We start from the raw sequence: 15,932 nt of genomic DNA on the forward strand, positions 1-15,932 counted from the left end.
CTTACCGACGTGATCACGAGGGTCGTCAACGGCCATCCCAACGGCCGGATCGATGACCTTATGCCCTGGGCTTATGCCGAGAAGCCGATCCTCAAGGCCATGGTCTGAGAACACCGCTTACGGTTTACCGATCACCAGTTGGCGTGGAGGCCGTTGAAATCGATGGTCAGCTTGAAGTTTTACAGGAACATCTTGGATACGGTGTCTTTTCCGCTGTGGATCGGACGTTGCGCTTTCCCTCGTCGGTAAAGTTGCCCGAGGGTGAAATCATGATTAGCGACGGTGAGGGCAGCAGTGGGATGTGGCTTCTTAGACGCGAAGGGTCTTTCGCATGGATCACGAAAGACACGGGCGTACCTGACCTGAACGATGGTAGCCATGTCCAGCTTATTAGGGCTTATGGCGGCCGAATTTCGATGCGCGCATGAGGCGCATTTTAACAAGAGCCAGAGGACGTGTTATTGAGGAAATCGTGGTTTTCGGGATCAGACCAATTCTCATTGTCCTCAATCGCTTGGTCGATAGCTGATATCATTTCTTCATTAGCTTCGTGATCGATCAGGAAGCCTTTTATTCGTGCCAGTTGCTCTCTCATCCATGCGACCAGTTCGGCGTCTTCGATATGTTCGAGAGTGAGTGTCGTGTTTTTTGCGGTCATCGTTATAAAATCCACCTTATTATAGAATTCGGTTACTTGTTGGCGCATTCCAGCGCTTGTGTGTACTCAGACGAAACATCTCAGGGCCGTTCGATTACAGCGGTTGTCAGCCCCCGCAACCAGAGCAATGCAAAAGCCCCGATGACAGAAATGTCTCGGGGCTTTTTAACGTTTGTGTGGCAATTGCAAGAATGCCTCCGAGATCGCCGCGAACGTCGATCTCAACCTTGCCCTCAACAGGCGTCAGGATGATGCCCTCTGCCCGTGGAAATCCCGTTTGGCGGCTTCAGGCGGTTCGGCTTCGGTCTCGAGAATTCGCTCGCCGTGCTGGAACGCTATGCGGAACTGAAGAGCGGTCTATGTTGCCAAGGACACGGTCGACACGCGCTACTGCGGCGTTGCATTGCTGCCGGGCCTCTGCGAGGCAGCAGGATGACGAAATTTGGTATGCCTATAACATGAGTATTTCCGTCTTGTTTGTGCTGCCTCTCTGGACTATACACCGCCGTGTTCATCAACTGCTCGGCCCACTATGCCTCATTCCATGATCAGATCAATTTTCGCCGTTACCGGCCTCATCGCCACTCTTGGATTTGCGGCGACGCCGACGTTTGCCGGCCCGACGCGTTATCCGCTGACGCTCGAAAACTGCGGCGTGCAGGTCACGTTCGAGAAGGCGCCGGAGCGGGCGATCGGCCTTGGCCAGAACAGCGCGGAAATCCTTCTGCTGCTCGGCCTTCAGGACAAGATGGCGGGTACGGCCTTCTGGCCGAGCAAGGTGCTGCCGCAGCTGGCCGAGGCGAACGCCAAGGTCAAGCTGCTGACGGTCGAGTTCCCAACCTTCGAATCGATTCTGGCCGAGAATCCCGATTTCGTCGCCGCCGCATTGCCCACGCTGCTCGGGCCGGACAGCAAAGTCGCCAAGCGCGAGGATTTCGAGAAGGTCGGCGTCCCGTCCTATCTGTCGCCCAGCACCTGCCTCAGCACCAAGGAGGTCAAGGATGCCTACGGCAGCCGTTCCGCGCTGTGGAACATGGACCTCCTCTATAAGGAGATCGACGAGCTCTCCCAGATATTCGACGTTGCCGACCGCGGCCATGCCTTGATCGCCGATTTCAAGGCGCGCGAGGCGACGCTTCGCGCGAGCGTTCCGGCCGATGGCAAGACGCTATCCTATGTCTTCTGGTTCTCCAGCCCATCGCCATCGGCTGACGCCTATGTCGGCGGCAAGAACAGCGCGTCAGGCTTCATAGCCGACATGCTTGGCGGGCATAATGCGATCACCGCGGAAGCCGAGTGGCCGACGCTCGGCTGGGAAAGCATCATCGCCGCCAATCCGGACGTGATTGTCGTCGCCAGTCTTGACCGCAACCGCTGGGAACTCGACAAACCGGAGGCCAAGATCGCCTTCCTTACGACGGATCCCGCCGTCAGCCAGCTTTCGGCCGTCAAGAACAAGGCGATTGTGGTGATGGACGGCCAGGCGATGAACCCGACGATCCGCACCATCTATGGCGCCGAGCAGGTGGCCGAGCAGCTGAAGACGCTCGGCCTGCTGAAGTGATCGCAACGAGCCGTTCTCTCCGGCAGTTTCTCGTCTTCGCCGCCCTGCTGCTGGCCTCGCTCGTGGCCATCGCGCTTGCCGTCGGAGTCAGCGTGGGGATCGGCGATTTGCCGATCCCGCTTTCGACGACCTTTACGACGATCACCAACCGGCTCGGCTGGACTTCAGTCGAGCTCAACCGCATGCATGAGACGGTGATCTGGGAGTATCGCCTCAGCCGGGCGCTTGTCGCGGCCTTCTGCGGCGCGGGTCTTGCGCTCTGCGGGGCGATCATGCAGTCGCTGCTGCGCAATCCGCTCGCCGAGCCCTACGTGCTCGGCATCTCGGCCGGCGCATCTACCGGAGCGGTCGCGATCGTCATCCTCGGCATTGGCAGCGGCGCGGTCTCGCTGTCAGCCGGCGCTTTCGCCGGTGCGTTCACCGCGTTCTTCTTCGTCGCGCTGCTGTCGAACGGCACGCGCGGCGGGGCCGACCGCACGATCCTTGCCGGCGTCGCTGCCTCGCAGCTCTTCAACGCCGCCACATCCTATATCGTGACCACCTCGGGCAATGCCCAGCAGGCGCGCGACGTGATGTTCTGGCTGCTCGGCAGTTTCGGCGGCGTTCGCTGGCCGGAATTCATGCTGGTTTCGGTGGTGGTCGGACTGGGGCTCATCGCCTGTCTTTGTTACGCGCGGGTGCTCGATGCCTTCGCCTTCGGCGATGAAGCGGCCACCGCGCTCGGCGTCGATGTCGGGCGCACACGGATCGTGCTTTTCGCGCTGACCGCGATGATGACGGCGACCATCGTCAGCATGGTTGGCTCGATCGGCTTCGTCGGGCTCGTCGTACCGCATGCGGCACGCTTCGTCGTCGGCCCGCTGCATATCCGTCTGTTGCCGGCCTGCGCCATCGGCGGGGCGATCTTCATGGTGCTGGCGGATATCGCCTCGCGGGCGCTCGTTCCCCAGCAGGTCCTGCCGATCGGCGTCGTGACGGCCCTGGTGGGCGTGCCCTTCTTCTCTGTCATCCTCTATCGGTTTCAGCGGGCGTCATGAGTTTCAGGGCAGAAGATCTCATCTGGAAAATCGGCAGGAAGACCATCATCGACGGTGTCTCTTTCGAGACCGAGCCGGGCAGGATGCTTGGGCTGCTCGGGCCGAACGGTTCCGGAAAGACCTCGCTGCTGCGGCTGCTGGCGGGACTGAAGCAACCGCATTCCGGCCGCATCGCGCTCGACCACAAGGATATTCGCTCGATCGGCCGCCGACGGGTGGCGCAGCGCGTTGCCTTCGTCGAGCAGCACGCCACGACCAATGCCAACCTTCGGGTCGTCGATGTGGTCAAGCTCGGGCGCTTTCCGCACCGCTCTATGTTTTCCGGCTGGACGGAGGCGGACGAGCGCGCGGTGGATGCCGCGCTCGAGCGCGTCGGGTTGGACGTCAAGCGCGACGACCGCTGGCAGAGCCTTTCGGGCGGCGAAAAGCAGCGGGCGCATATCGCCCGGGCGTTGGCGCAGACGCCGAAGGAACTGATCCTCGACGAGCCGACCAACCATCTCGACGTCCAGCATCAGATCGGCCTCCTGAAGCTGGTTTCTGGCCTTTCCATCACCAGCATCATCGCGCTGCACGACCTCAACCACGCCGCCATGTTCTGTGACCGCCTGATCATCCTGCAGCAGGGCAAGGTCGTTGCGTCCGGCACGCCCGAAGCCGTGCTGACCCGGGATCTGCTGAAGGATGTGTTTTCCGTCGAGGCGCGCGTGGAGACATCGGCTTATCACCAGCGACCGCATATCCACTATTTGCGCTAAGCACCGCGGGCCAAACCTCAGCTGAACTATCGGCCTGTGGCATTCGGCAAGATGAGTGACCATACGGTTCCGCCGTTCTCCGACGGCAACAGCTTGATCTCGCCGCCGTAAAGCTCGACCAGTTCCTTGACGATGGTCAGACCGAAGCCGTCACCGGGGACTGTTTCGTCCAGACGTTTTCCGGGAAGAAACGCCTCCGCAACGTTGGTGTCCGCGATGCCCTGTCCGTCGTCTGCGATCGTGATGGCGATATCGGCACCGTCCTTTCGCGCCGAGATATCGACGTTGCTGCGCGCCCATTTGAACGCGTTGTCGATCAGGTTGCCGAGGATTTCGTCGATATCCTCGGCGGCGCAGGCGACCTTGAAGTCGATCGGAATATCGGCCTTGGCCTTGATACCACGATCGGCATGGACCCGGGACATGACCAGCAGGAGGTCGTCGACCCGCGGCTTGATCGGCGTGGCGGCGTTGATGCCGCCCGATGCGATTTTGCGTGCGCGAGACAAATGATAGCGAATGCGCTGGTCGATCCGATCGACCAGCGCGCGAAGCTCGCCATCGGGGTCATTGGCAGGGTCCAGCGCCATGGAAAGGCTTGCAACGGGTGTTTTGAGGGCGTGTGCGAGATTTGCGAAATGCAGGCGCGTTTGCGCCAGCCGCTCCGCGTTCTGTTCGATCAGTCGATTGATTTGACGAGTGACCGGTTTGAGCTCCACCACCTTGGCACCGGACACCCTGTCGCGGGTGCCGGCGGAGATAGCCGAGAGATCGGCCGCCAATTGGCCAAGCGGGTACAGGCCATACCGCACCTGCCAGAAAATCCCGGCGACAAGGCTGGCACCCAGAAGCGTCATGACGGGGATGAGCCACATCAATGCGCGGCGGGCGGGCGCGACGAGCGCCGAGCGAGGTGCCGTAACGGTGATATCGACGGTTTTTTCGCCGACGATTGCCTTTGCAGTCCGCGAATACAACGTCTCGCCATGAAAGGCGGTTTTATCGAGCGTTTGCGGCTCCCCGCCCAGGGTGTGTCGCCAGTCGAAAGGAGGTGGCGGATTGTCAATCGTTGCGCCCGCAAGCGAGCGAGAGGTGATTTCGACGCCGCCGCCCAGGACCTGCCAGTACCACCCGGATCCTTGTCGATCGAACGGCGGGCCATCCATTGACGCATTGAGCACGGCATTGCCGTTTGCGCCGGCAGACAGCGCGCCACGCAAACCCTCAATTTGGGTATCGAGCCGCTGGTCGATCTGCTCACGAACGACGGATGCGACAATGAGATAAAGAATAACCGCCGCCACGAGCATGGTCGCGCTGACGAATACGACCGAAAAGGTAGTCAACCGTCTCGATATCGAAGGCTGGCGATTGTCCGGGACAGGCGTCATGACGCGGCCGTCAACATGTAGCCCCGGCCGCGAACGGTCTCGATGCGCTCCGCACCGATCTTTCGGCGAAGCCGCGCGACAATGACTTCGATGGAATTCGAATCGACGTCCGCATCCCCGTCATAAACGCGCTCGATCAGCTCACGCCGTTCAACGACGACCTCCTTTCGGAGAATGAGGCACGAGAGTACGCGCCATTCCAGAGCCGTCAGCTTCAACGGTAAACCATCGTAGTCGAAGGTGCCGAGCTGTGCGTCGAAGACCAGCGGACCGCAGGTAATCCTCGAGGCGGCATGCCCGTTCGAGCGGCGCACGAGCGCGCGCAGGCGCAGCACCAGTTCCTCGACCTTGAAAGGCTTGGTCAGGAAATCATCCGCGCCGGCCTTGAAGCTTTCGACCTTGTCCGGCCAGCCGTCCCGCGCCGTCAGAACAAGGACCGGTAAATTACGCTCGGCAGACCGCCACGATTTTAGAACCGTGACACCGTCCATCTTCGGCAGCCCGAGGTCGAGGATAGCCGCATCATAGAGTTCGGTCAGCCCCAGATGCTTGGCGTCCTCGCCATTCCGGGCGATGTCGACCACAAAGCTCTCGGCTTTAAGGCTTGCTGCTATCCGCTTTGAAAGGTCGGAATCGTCTTCGACGAGAAGCACACGCATGTCTGATCCATCCACGGCTATGCCTGACGTCTATGCGCAGGAAGCTTAACTCAACCTGAACCGCGACGTTCAGGGTAGCGGTGGCAGGTGCCTGATAAAACCCTCTCCACTCAACAAAAGGAGATGACGATGTCAGTTTTGGAAGACAATGGCGCTATGAAGCCGCATGAGACCGCCGCGAAACCGGACCTGTCGGTCCCACCGCACAAGAACCGCGAAAGAAGGGCGGCGACCTTCGGAGTTCTGGCTATAGTGGTCCTCGCGCTAGGAGCGGCGGCCGGCGCCGGGGCGATGAAGCTCACAAGGCCAAGCCTCGAGCTTGCGCCGATGACACCCGTCGCCATCTCGGCCATGACGGATTCCTCGCTCGTCACAGTTAAAGGCAAGGTCACAGAAGTTTTCGGCAACAAGTTCATCGTCCAGGACGATAGCGGCCGAGCGCTCGTCGAAACCGGCCCTTCCGGCATCAACGCAAAAACGGTGACCGCCGACGAGACGGTGAGCGTTCAAGGCCGATTTGAGGACGGCTTCCTCCACGCGAGTTACATCGTCCGCCAGGACGGCAGCATCGAAGCGCTCGGCCCGGCCGTTGGCCCGCCGCATCGGCGCGGGCCGCTGGAAGAGATGCTGCCGCATGTGACGCCGTAGCGCACCCGGCATTTTGCCGCCTTCGTTTCTACTCCGCAGCTTTCTGTCCGAAATAGCGGTGATGCGTCGGGAACCAACAAGCCCGGCGCATCATTACCAGCGCCCAGTTCAGCAGTCGCTCAATCAAACGAGGACGCCCGCATGCAATCTCTCCCGTCAAGGGGCCTTTCCGATCGGTCGTTGGTCGCTCTGGCCGTCCTCAACTTCTTCCTTGCTGATGCCCGCGATGGCCTTGGTCCTTTTCTGGATGGATTTCTCGCGACCAAGGGATGGTCGCCGATGACGCTTGGCTTCATCGCGACATTGGGCGGTCTGCTCGGCATGATCGCGACCCCGCTGTTCGGAGCCTGGGTCGATGCATCGCGGCACAAGCGCATGCTGATCATCATACCCGTAGTGCTGATCACGGCTGCGGCGCTTTGGACCCTTGCCAGCCCGGATAACGCCTCGGTTTTCGGCGGACAATCCGCGACAGCGATCGTCGGGGCCGTCATAGGGCCGGCACTTATGGGGTTGACCCTTGGTCTGGTCGGTGAGCGCGGGTTTCCCGATCAGGTCTCGCGAAACGAGTTCTGGAATCATCTCGGTAATGTCGTTTCACTCGCCGGCATATACCTTGCGACCATGATGTTTGGCCTCAGCGGAATTGTCGCGCTGATGATCCTGACGGCCGCCGCGGCGATTGTCGCCGTGCTGGTGATCGACCCTCGACGGATCGACCACGCGGTGGCAAGAGGCCTTGGCCATGACGATGGCACGCCCGGCCCCTCGGGTTATTCTGTCCTTGCCGGGAGCAAGGGATTGATCCTCCTTGCCGTCATGCTGATGATCTTCCACTTTGGCAACGCGCCGATCGGCCGCCTGATCGCCCAGAATTTTTCGCTCCAGCTCGGCACGCCATTCCGCACGACGGCGATCATCACGGGTGTGGCGCAACTGTCGATGATCGCGATGGCCCTGGCCGCCCCCTATCTGATACGGCGTTTCGGACTGGCGAGCGTGTTCGTCGTCGCGCTGCTGGCGTTGCCGATCCGCGGTGCGATCGCTGGCTCCTTCACCTCCTATGCCTCCATCTTCCCGGTGCAGATACTCGATGGGATCGGGGCAGGGCTGATTGGAATTGCAACGCCGATCGCGGCGGAACGGATCCTGTCGGGAACAGGCCGGTTCAATGTCGGCCTCGCCGCGGTGATGACAGTTCAGGGGATAGGGGCATCGCTCAGCAATGTCGTCGCCGGGTGGCTGACTGACATGGGCGGCTATTGCCTTGCCTACTGGGTGCATGGCGGGGTCGCGGCGATTGCACTTGCGGCGTTCGTTGCCGGGCATAAAAGCATTGCGCCAGCCGGGGCGAATGATAGTCAGGACTCGCCTTACAGGGTCGAAACGCCTGCTGAAGAAGCCGGGCGGCGACCGGGAGATGGCCGGTATCCTGACGCGCGTCCTTCAGCCTGATGAACAGGCGTCCTGTCGGCGATTGACATGGCGCTGAAATCAGGCGTTCCGGCTAGGAGGAAGGTGCTGAACCTTCAGCTTCATTCAATGGGTCAGCGTCTTGTCACCAATATGACCACTGCGCTGCTGGATCGGCTGACCCATCATTCCCGTATCCTTGAAGCCGGAAACGACAGCTTCCGCTTCAAGAACAACTCGGCGCACGGCTACCTAAGAGGCGGGCCAATTCTCGGTGGAGACGCCGGGTCGGTTCTCAGTCGCAATCAATCGACGCTCCCCTTCAGCGATCAAATCATTGCCATGCCAGGTCCTCAGCGACAGGTGACCGAGCAAGCCGTTCGAGAACGTGAGCGAAACCGCTCACATCACGCGGACAGCAGCATGCCGGTCCGGATCGAGGTCTTCCCGGCGATGAAGAAAAGCTCGGCACCCGCAGGTACAATTCGGGCCTGCTCGCGTGCATAAAGAGTGCCGTCGACGCCAGCGAAAATGTCGACCTCGTTGCCCCCCGGCAGGCAGCGCAGACGCCCGAGCAGCGTTCCGACGGTGACCGGCGTTCCCGGAGGCACTGCGGCGAGGAACAGGCCAGGATGGGGGGCGGTGACGACCTCCACGCCGGCCAGCGGCGTGACGGCGGCCGGATCGTGCCTTGTCGTGGGTCTCGGCGCCGTCAGGACACCTCGGCCGGCGAGCCACACGAGAAGCGCCATCGCATCGTTTTCCGCCATTGCCGCGTCAGTATCCAGCATGCCGCGCCATTCGAGCGTGACGGAGAAGCACGCGAGCGGCACCTGCTTGGCTGGCCACCGATCACGGAACGCTATCCACGGAAGACTGCAGGCCTCGTCGAACGACGCCCCGCCCTGCAGCGGCGCATGGAGGACCACGCCGGCACCCACGGCCTGCGCCAGCGCGGCGGCCTGTTCGACGTGCTCGCTGTGACAGTAGAGATGCGTCACCGCCTCCGAATCGCAGTGCATGTCGATGACGATGTCAGCGCCGATCGCCAGCTTGAGCAAGGCCGACTGCAGTGCCTCCAGCCGGCTCGCCGGTGTGAGCCCGTCGAGCGCGGCAAGCATGCGTGCCCGCAGGTCCGCCACAACGTCGCCCTCCGGCGGGCTGGCGTCGCGCGCGAGCGCCAGCCGTGCTGCGTCGGAGAAGTTGCGATTGAAATTCTGACCGGACGTGGCATCGAAGCGCCCGGAGCCGCTACCGGCCGGATCCTGGGCGAGGCCGATCGGATTGGCGGCGGGCACGAGCAGGATTTCTCCGACGACCGCGCCGTCCGCCTCCAGCCGTTGAAGCTGATCGCGGAGCGCGAACCCCACCAGCATTCCCGGCGCTTCGTCCGCATGAAGCCCTCCCTGGATATAGACGCGCGGCCGTGCGCCCCGCCGGCCGAAGCGGTAGACTGTCACATGGTGGCTTCCATCCGTCGGGCCGGGCCCGAGGGAAATGGTTTCGATGTCCATCTTCAACTCTCCCGTGCGAGCATGGAGACTAGTCGCTTGACGCGGCCGGCGGAAATGAGTTTGTCTCGCGTAAGATGAATGAGGATCATGCATGGTCAAGCGACGCCTGATATTGAACCTGCGTGGCTTCCAGGTCTTCGAAGCCGTCGCCCGCCACCTGTCGGTGACGCAGGCGGCCGTGGAGCTCGGGATAACGCAGAGCGCGGTTAGCCACCAGTTGCGGCATCTTGCGGAATATCTCGGCGAAGAGTTGATCGAGCGCCAGGGTCGCCGCATCAGCCTGACGGAGGCCGGGGCGCGGCTCGCCGAAGCGCTGGACGATGCACTCGACCTGATCGAGCGCTCGGCCGCTTCGACCATCGGCCTCAACCGGCGCACGGTGCGGCTGGCGATGTATCCGTCCTTCTCCGCAGGCTGGCTGATCGCAGCCTTGCCCGGTTTTGCCGCCGCCCATCCCGATATTGACCTGCGTCTCGTCATGATGTCGGACCCTCCCGAAATCAGCGATCGGCTGGCCGATGTGTTCATCACCTCGGAGACGCCGCGGCGCGGCTACTGGTCGGTGCGGCTCTTCGACGAGGTGCTGCTGCCGGTGGCGCAAACGGGCTTCGCGAACGGCTATCGCGAGGGCCTTCCACTGATCACGTCCGAGACGGACCCCGTGGCCACCGGGGTCGACTGGGAAAGCTTCGCGGCGCTGAACGGCCTGTCCCTGCAGGTCCTTCGCCGCGGGCCGTGGCAATGCTGTTCGCACTACCTGCTCGCGCTCGAGATGGCGCGCGCCGGGATGGGCGCGGCTCTCATCCCCGATTTTCTGGCAGCGCCTGCTCTCGCGCGGGGCGAGCTTTGCCGCCTTGCGGGAAAGCCCATGCCGACGGGCCTCAGCTATGACCTGCATCTGAAATACGAGCGGCGCAAGGAGCCGGACATCCGCCAGCTCGTCACCTGGCTGCGCCGGACGGCGCGTGAGAAGACGCATGAACTGCGCTCATAGATACTTGTCATTTCTCATGTCAGTAAATCTCCCGCCGGTGCTAGGCTTTTGCGAAAGTGCTGGCGATGGTCTTGCGGAGAGGAGGGACTTGCATGACGGCCTCGACAACCGCGTCCAAGCTCCGTCTTTCCGTGCGCGGCCTGCACAAGCGCTACGGCGCGCTCGAGGTGTTGCGCGGGGTCTCGCTGGAGGCGAACAAGGGCGACGTGATCGCGCTGATCGGCGCGTCCGGCTCGGGCAAGTCCACGGTTCTGCGCTGTATAAACCAGCTCGAGACCAGCGATGCGGGTGAGGTGAACATTGCCGGCGAAGAGCTCGATCTCGTCGAACGCAAGGGACGCCGGGTCGCGCGCGATCTCGACCAGTTGCGGCGGCTGCGCGCCAAGCTCGGCTTCGTTTCGCAGGGCTTCAATCTCTGGCCGCACATGACCGTCCTGGAAAACGTCATCGAAGGCCCCGTCCTGGTGCGCCGGCTCTCGCCGGAAGTGGCGGTGCCGCTGGCGCGCCGGCTGCTGGAGCGTGTCGGGATGCGGGGACGGGAAGATGCCTATCCGGGCCGGCTTTCGGGCGGCCAGCAGCAGCGCGTCGCGATCGCCCGCGCCCTGGCCATGGAGCCGGAGGTGCTGCTCTTCGATGAGCCGACCAGCGCCCTCGATCCCGAACTCGTGGTGGAGGTGCTTGCGGTGATCCGGGACCTTGCGAAGGAAGGCAGGACCATGCTGCTGGTGACGCACGAGATGGCATTTGCACGCGACGTGTCCACGCGTGTGGTCTTCCTGCACGAGGGCCGGGTGGAGGAAGCCGGGCCGCCCGCGCAGATATTCGGCGCGCCGCGCTCGCAGCGGCTTCGACAATTCCTGACCGGAGCGCGCCTTGCGGGCCAAGCCGGTAGCGATCGATGGGGGAGATGAGGATGAGATTGAGACTGGCCGCGGCTTTCCTGGTGAGCACGGCGACACTTGTGCAGGCGGCGGAGATGAAGGTCTGCGTCGAGGGCGCCTATCCGCCCATGTCGATGATGAACGAGAAGGGCGAGATCGTCGGCATGGACATCGACATGACCGACGCGCTCTGCGCGGTTGCCGGCATGACCTGCCCTCTCGTGAAAACCGACTGGGACGCGATGATCCCGTCGCTGCTGGAAGGCAAGTGCGACGCCATCATCGCCTCCATGTCCATCACGCCCGAACGGGCGCAGGTCGTGGCCTTCACCGACAAGTACATGCAGACCCCGAACATGTTCATCGCCAGGGCCGATGCCGGGCTCAGCGAGAATGCCGGGGGGCTCGCCGGAAAACGCGTGGGCGTGCAGCGCGGGACGGTGGCGCACGATTTCCTCGCCGGCGAGTATCCGGATGTCGAACTGGGGCTCTACGGCTCCGAGGAGGAAATCTACCTCGACCTTCAGGCCGGGCGTGTCGACGCGGCCTTCGTGGATGCGGGCACCGGCGAGACGGCCTTCCTCAAGACGCCGCAGGGCGAAGGCTTCGCCTTCTTCGGCCGGCCGCATGTCGAGGAGAAGTATTTCGGCAAGGGCGTGGGCATTGCCCTGCGCCCCGGTAATGAGGCGTTGCGCCAAACGCTCAATGCGGCCATCAGGACCATCCGTGCGAACGGAAAATACCGGGAGATCAACGACAGGTATTTCTCGACCGATCAATACGGCGAATGATCGGTACGGCGTTGGAGAAGCTTGTTGCCTTCGGCCCGATACTGATCGGTGGCATGGGATTGACGCTTGCGGTCGCCCTGCTTTCCATGGCGCTGGCCAGCGCCGTGGGCCTCGTCCTTGCAGTTCTTGCCTTGCGGGGCGGCTTCGTCGCCCGCTTCCTCGTTGGCGCTTATACGACCCTCGCGCGCGGCGTGCCCGATCTCGTGATCATGCTGCTGCTGTTCTTCGGCGGCGAGCGGGCGATCAACGGCGTGCTGTCGGCTTTCGGATACGCCCGGATTTCCGTCAGCCCCTTCGCCATCGGCGTCCTGACCCTCGGCTTCATCTTCGGCGCATTCCTGACGGAGACGTTTCGCGGCGCGTTCCTGTCCGTTCCGCGCGGCCAGACGGAGGCTGCGCAGGCACTCGGCCTTCCGCCGCGCCGGATCCTGAGGCTGGTGATCTTTCCGCAGATGCTACCGCTCGCCCTGCCCGGATTCAGCAACACCTGGCTCGTGCTTTTGAAGTCCACGGCGATCATCTCCATCGTCGGATTGCAGGACATGGTGGGGATTGCCGACAAGGCGGGCAAGGCCACGCGCGAGCCGTTCGTCTTCATGCTGGCCGTGATCGTGTTCTTCCTGGCGCTGACGGCGGTGTCGGGCGCGTACCTGCGGCGGCTCGAGCGCCGCTATCCGGCGAGGGCCTGAGCGATGCGGTTCGATCTGGTTGCCAGACATGCCGATCTCTTCCTGGCCGGCACGCTCATGACCTTGAAGCTGACCGTCATGTCACTGGCGATCGGCATGTTGATCGCGTTGCCCGTCGCGGTGCTGCGGACGCGGCGCGTTCCCTATCTCGACGGGCTCCTGAGGGCCTATGTCTTCGTTTTCCGCGGCACGCCCATGCTTGTGCAGACCTATCTCGTCTACTACGGGCTGGCGCAGTTCGATGCCGTGCGCGAGAGCGTGCTGTGGCCGTGGCTGCGCAATCCCTTCAACTGCGCGCTCATCGCCTTCTCGCTGAACACGGCGGCCTACACGGCGGAGATCCTGCGCGGCGCTCTGGAGGCGGTTTCGAAGGGGGAGGTCGAGGCAGCCGAGGCCATCGGCATGACGCGCCTGCAGGTGCTGCGCCGCATCGTGGTTCCCGGCGCGTTTCGACGGGCGCTTCCGCAATACGGCAACGAGGTGATCCTGATGCTGCACGGCTCGACGGTCGCCAGCGTCATCACGATCCAGGATATCCTCGGCGCGGGGCGCCTGCTGAATGGCAAATATTATCTCGCCTATGAAGGTCTTTTGACCGCGGCCGCCCTTTATCTCGCCCTGACCTTCCTGATTGCCGGCGCCTTCAAGGCGGTCGAGCGGAAATGGCTCGCGCAGTCGTCGCCGTAGCGATTCACACAAACCCATCCAACCAGATTCCTCCTTCGCCCAAGGCCGAACGCTGAACTGATGCGTCCGGCCCCGGCGGAGGCCGATATCCCGGGCCATCCCGGGAGAACGACCGGTGACATCCCGTGCGGCGTACCGGCGGAGAGTGAACATACCCAAGGAGGATAAAATGAAAGTCTTTGCCATCGGCCTGTCTCTTCTGGCCGGCCTGCTTCCGATAAATGCTGCCCATGCCGACAAGCTGGACGATATCATCGCCTCCGGCACGCTGCGCTGCGGCGTGACGCTGGATTTCCCACCCATGGGGATGCGCGAACAGGACAACACCCCCGTCGGGTTCGACGTGGATTACTGCAACGACCTCGCCAAGGCGCTGGGCGTCGCCGCGGAAATCGTCGAGACGCCGTTCCCCGAACGCATTCCCGCGCTGATGACCGGAAGGATCGATATCGGCGTCGCCTCGACGTCCGACACGCTGGAGCGCGCGAAGACGGTGGGCATGTCGATCCCCTACTATGCATTTGAAAATGCGGTGATCGCGAACACATCAGTCGATATCGCAGACTGGGAGGGCATGAAGGGCAAGACCATCGGCGCCACCGCCGGCACCTACGAGGCGATCTGGCTCGAAGCAAAGGTCAAGGAATGGGGCGTGGGAAGCTTGCGGCCCTACCAGACCCAGGCCGATGTCCTGCTCGCGCTGACCCAGGGGCAGATCGACGTGACGATCTCGGCGATCGAGGTGGCAAATTCCACATTGAAGAGCGGCAAGTATCCGGGGCTGAAGATCGTCGGAAAGGCGCCCATGGTGCCGGACTATGTCGCGCTCTTCACCCTGCGCGAGGAATACGGCTTGATCAACTACCTGAACCTCTTCGTGAACCAGCAGGTTCGTACCGGACGTTACGCCGAACTCTATAAGAAATGGGTCGGTGACGGAGAGCCCGCCAACCTGACCCTTCCTGGTGTCTATCGCTGAAACCTGAAGCCGGGCGCCCTTTGTGGCGCTCGGCCTTGGAACGGGAGAGAATATCATGCGTGAGCACGGTTCCGCTGACGATCTGGAGCGGCTCGATCCGCAGGCGAGACTGCTGGTGGAAGCAGCGCGCGAACAACCTGCGCCGCCCTATAGCGAAATGTCGCCCGAACAAATTCGAGACGCTTATCGCCAGCGCTTTCCACTATTGCAGCCTGTACCGCCGGACATGGCTCGTGTTGCGGACGTGAGGGTTGCGGGCAGCACGTTTCCTCTCTTCATGCGTCTTTACTATCCAAGCGGAACCGAGAATGAGCGGCTGCCCTGGATGCTCTATCTCCATGGAGGTGGTTGGGTCATGGGAGGGCTCGATAGTCATGACGTACTCTGCCGGCGCATTGCAGCGGAATCTGGAACCGTCGTCGTGGCACTCGATTATCGGCTCGCGCCGGAGCACCCGTTTCCTGCAGCGCTGGAGGATGCACGCCTTGCCTTGGCAGACATTTGCGCGCGAGCCTCGCAATTCGGCCTTGATCCCCAGCATGGCTCAGTCGGAGGGGACAGCGCCGGCGGCAATCTGGCCGCAGTGCTGGCGCTGGAGCATCGTGATGATGGCAACCTCAAGGCCGTCGTCCTGATCTATCCGAATCTCGATTGCGCGCTGGAAGCTCGATCCTATGACCGGATTCCCCGTGGCAGTCCCCTTGAACGCCAATCCATGCGGATGTTCCAGAACCACTACCTTCCGATCGGAATCGACCGACGCGACTGGCGAGTTTCGCCCCTCTACGCACCCAGCGTTGCAGGGTTGCCTCCAACCCTGCTGATTACCGCTGGAGTGGATCCCTTGCGTGACGAAGGCTGTGCGTTCGCTGAGCGGCTCCTAGCCGAGGATGTCGTCGCGACGCATGCATATTTTCCGGGACAGATACATGGCTTCGTGAATATGGGAGCAAAACTTGCGGCCGCGGATACCGCAAATGCAATGATCGCACTGCATCTGCGTGCCTTCGGATAGCACACTATTCAGCGTGACGATCTGGTCGGAGCCAGCAATCGTCTGGAGGTGGTGCGCGACCAGGGTGCCGGTCCTTCCTACGCAAGACTGAGACAGGGCTTGGTGGATGGCATGTTCGTTGTCTGGTCCACGGAGGCCTGTCCGTCGTCAAATGAACTGAGACTTTTCGGGCTTTGGAAGAGCGGAGTTTCCGGCTCGGTTTGCGGGTTGATTTAAGCCGCTTTGGCGTGATGGTTCAAGCGGCGCTGTCTGAT

General features: G+C 62.4%; 16 protein-coding genes and 1 pseudogene. 13 read left to right on the forward strand and 4 right to left on the reverse strand.

Annotation, left to right across the window (positions count from 1 at the left end; all coding sequences use genetic code 11):
* Positions 1–436 precede the first annotated feature (436 nt).
* On the reverse strand, positions 437–658 hold the full coding sequence (locus tag L0976_RS27930) for a hypothetical protein (RefSeq protein ID WP_234190563.1): 222 nt from the start codon (positions 656–658) through the stop codon (positions 437–439).
* A 544-nt stretch (positions 659–1,202) separates the two neighbouring features.
* Between L0976_RS27930 and L0976_RS27935 the strand changes: the two genes are divergently transcribed.
* From L0976_RS27935 to L0976_RS27945, 3 genes are read left to right on the forward strand one after another with little or no spacing between them, the layout of a single operon-like run.
* A complete protein-coding gene (locus L0976_RS27935) occupies positions 1,203–2,222 on the forward strand; it encodes an ABC transporter substrate-binding protein (RefSeq protein WP_370643886.1) in 1,020 nt (339 codons plus the stop codon).
* Positions 2,219–3,259, forward strand: coding sequence for an iron ABC transporter permease (locus L0976_RS27940; RefSeq protein WP_203317685.1), 1,041 nt, complete (start codon positions 2,219–2,221; stop codon positions 3,257–3,259). Before L0976_RS27935 ends, L0976_RS27940 begins: the two co-directional genes overlap by 4 nt.
* The gene (locus L0976_RS27945; protein ID WP_203317686.1) at positions 3,256–4,017 is read left to right on the forward strand and encodes an ABC transporter ATP-binding protein; all 762 of its coding nucleotides are present in this window, start codon (positions 3,256–3,258) and stop codon (positions 4,015–4,017) included. Before L0976_RS27940 ends, L0976_RS27945 begins: the two co-directional genes overlap by 4 nt.
* 26 nt (positions 4,018–4,043) lie before the next feature.
* Here L0976_RS27945 and L0976_RS27950 read toward each other — a convergent pair whose 3' ends face one another.
* Both L0976_RS27950 and L0976_RS27955 read right to left on the reverse strand, forming a co-directional pair.
* Positions 4,044–5,408 (reverse strand): sensor histidine kinase KdpD, encoded by a 1,365-nt coding sequence (locus L0976_RS27950; protein ID WP_234190567.1) that lies wholly within the window; start codon positions 5,406–5,408, stop codon positions 4,044–4,046.
* Entirely contained in the window at positions 5,405–6,067 is a 663-nt protein-coding gene (locus L0976_RS27955; RefSeq protein ID WP_234190573.1) for a response regulator transcription factor, read from the reverse strand. Before L0976_RS27955 ends, L0976_RS27950 begins: the two co-directional genes overlap by 4 nt.
* A 129-nt stretch (positions 6,068–6,196) precedes the next feature.
* On the opposite strand from L0976_RS27955, the gene L0976_RS27960 reads away from it, so the two are divergent.
* The 3 genes and pseudogenes from L0976_RS27960 to L0976_RS27975 all read left to right on the forward strand — a co-directional run.
* Positions 6,197–6,715: a hypothetical protein gene (locus L0976_RS27960; RefSeq protein WP_370643887.1), complete on the forward strand. Its 519-nt coding sequence runs from the start codon at positions 6,197–6,199 to the stop codon at positions 6,713–6,715.
* A 141-nt stretch (positions 6,716–6,856) separates the two neighbouring features.
* On the forward strand, positions 6,857–8,170 hold the full coding sequence (locus L0976_RS27965; RefSeq protein WP_234190575.1) for an MFS transporter: 1,314 nt from the start codon (positions 6,857–6,859) through the stop codon (positions 8,168–8,170).
* A gap of 111 nt (positions 8,171–8,281) precedes the next feature.
* Positions 8,282–8,368: pseudogene (locus L0976_RS27975) on the forward strand (ATP-binding protein); the annotation flags it as partial.
* A 167-nt stretch (positions 8,369–8,535) separates the two neighbouring features.
* Here L0976_RS27975 and L0976_RS27980 read toward each other — a convergent pair.
* Complete coding sequence (locus tag L0976_RS27980) at positions 8,536–9,642, reverse strand: succinylglutamate desuccinylase/aspartoacylase family protein (protein ID WP_234190577.1); 1,107 nt, start codon at positions 9,640–9,642, stop codon at positions 8,536–8,538.
* Between the two features lie 91 nt (positions 9,643–9,733).
* Between L0976_RS27980 and L0976_RS27985 the strand changes: the two genes are divergently transcribed.
* The 7 genes from L0976_RS27985 (at position 9,734) to L0976_RS28015 (ending at position 15,678) form a co-directional block, all read left to right on the forward strand.
* Positions 9,734–10,636 carry a LysR family transcriptional regulator gene (locus L0976_RS27985; RefSeq protein ID WP_203317691.1) on the forward strand — a complete coding sequence of 301 codons (903 nt, stop codon included), beginning with the start codon at positions 9,734–9,736 and terminating at the stop codon, positions 10,634–10,636.
* A gap of 92 nt (positions 10,637–10,728) precedes the next feature.
* Positions 10,729–11,547, forward strand: coding sequence for an ABC transporter ATP-binding protein (locus tag L0976_RS27990; protein ID WP_234190579.1), 819 nt, complete (start codon positions 10,729–10,731; stop codon positions 11,545–11,547).
* A gap of 2 nt (positions 11,548–11,549) precedes the next feature.
* The gene (locus tag L0976_RS27995) at positions 11,550–12,308 is read left to right on the forward strand and encodes a transporter substrate-binding domain-containing protein (protein WP_234190581.1); all 759 of its coding nucleotides are present in this window, start codon (positions 11,550–11,552) and stop codon (positions 12,306–12,308) included.
* Entirely contained in the window at positions 12,305–12,997 is a 693-nt protein-coding gene (locus tag L0976_RS28000) for an ABC transporter permease (RefSeq protein WP_255696275.1), read from the forward strand. Before L0976_RS27995 ends, L0976_RS28000 begins: the two co-directional genes overlap by 4 nt.
* A 3-nt stretch (positions 12,998–13,000) precedes the next feature.
* Positions 13,001–13,684, forward strand: coding sequence for an ABC transporter permease (locus L0976_RS28005; RefSeq protein ID WP_234190585.1), 684 nt, complete (start codon positions 13,001–13,003; stop codon positions 13,682–13,684).
* 169 nt (positions 13,685–13,853) lie between these two features.
* On the forward strand, positions 13,854–14,663 hold the full coding sequence (locus L0976_RS28010) for a transporter substrate-binding domain-containing protein (protein ID WP_234190587.1): 810 nt from the start codon (positions 13,854–13,856) through the stop codon (positions 14,661–14,663).
* Between the two features lie 55 nt (positions 14,664–14,718).
* Positions 14,719–15,678 carry an alpha/beta hydrolase gene (locus tag L0976_RS28015; protein WP_234190589.1) on the forward strand — a complete coding sequence of 320 codons (960 nt, stop codon included), beginning with the start codon at positions 14,719–14,721 and terminating at the stop codon, positions 15,676–15,678.
* Positions 15,679–15,932 lie beyond the last annotated feature (254 nt).

The organism is Shinella sp. NM-101 (genome assembly GCF_021401195.1).
In the GTDB taxonomy this organism is placed as follows: Bacteria; Pseudomonadota; Alphaproteobacteria; order Rhizobiales; family Rhizobiaceae; genus Shinella.

Coding starts and splice junctions, on each gene's coding strand:
- L0976_RS28010 (WP_234190587.1), top strand. CDS start 13,854: ATGAAAGTCTTTGCCATCGGCCTGTCTCTTCTGGCCGGCCTGCTTCCG.
- L0976_RS28015 (WP_234190589.1), top strand. CDS start 14,719: ATGCGTGAGCACGGTTCCGCTGACGATCTGGAGCGGCTCGATCCGCAG.
- L0976_RS27990 (WP_234190579.1), top strand. CDS start 10,729: ATGACGGCCTCGACAACCGCGTCCAAGCTCCGTCTTTCCGTGCGCGGC.
- L0976_RS27995 (WP_234190581.1), top strand. CDS start 11,550: ATGAGATTGAGACTGGCCGCGGCTTTCCTGGTGAGCACGGCGACACTT.
- L0976_RS27980 (WP_234190577.1), bottom strand. CDS start 9,642: ATGGACATCGAAACCATTTCCCTCGGGCCCGGCCCGACGGATGGAAGC.
- L0976_RS27950 (WP_234190567.1), bottom strand. CDS start 5,408: ATGACGCCTGTCCCGGACAATCGCCAGCCTTCGATATCGAGACGGTTG.
- L0976_RS27930 (WP_234190563.1), bottom strand. CDS start 658: ATGACCGCAAAAAACACGACACTCACTCTCGAACATATCGAAGACGCC.
- L0976_RS27945 (WP_203317686.1), top strand. CDS start 3,256: ATGAGTTTCAGGGCAGAAGATCTCATCTGGAAAATCGGCAGGAAGACC.
- L0976_RS27985 (WP_203317691.1), top strand. CDS start 9,734: ATGGTCAAGCGACGCCTGATATTGAACCTGCGTGGCTTCCAGGTCTTC.
- L0976_RS27955 (WP_234190573.1), bottom strand. CDS start 6,067: ATGCGTGTGCTTCTCGTCGAAGACGATTCCGACCTTTCAAAGCGGATA.
- L0976_RS28000 (WP_255696275.1), top strand. CDS start 12,305: ATGATCGGTACGGCGTTGGAGAAGCTTGTTGCCTTCGGCCCGATACTG.
- L0976_RS27935 (WP_370643886.1), top strand. CDS start 1,203: ATGATCAGATCAATTTTCGCCGTTACCGGCCTCATCGCCACTCTTGGA.
- L0976_RS27965 (WP_234190575.1), top strand. CDS start 6,857: ATGCAATCTCTCCCGTCAAGGGGCCTTTCCGATCGGTCGTTGGTCGCT.
- L0976_RS28005 (WP_234190585.1), top strand. CDS start 13,001: ATGCGGTTCGATCTGGTTGCCAGACATGCCGATCTCTTCCTGGCCGGC.
- L0976_RS27960 (WP_370643887.1), top strand. CDS start 6,197: ATGTCAGTTTTGGAAGACAATGGCGCTATGAAGCCGCATGAGACCGCC.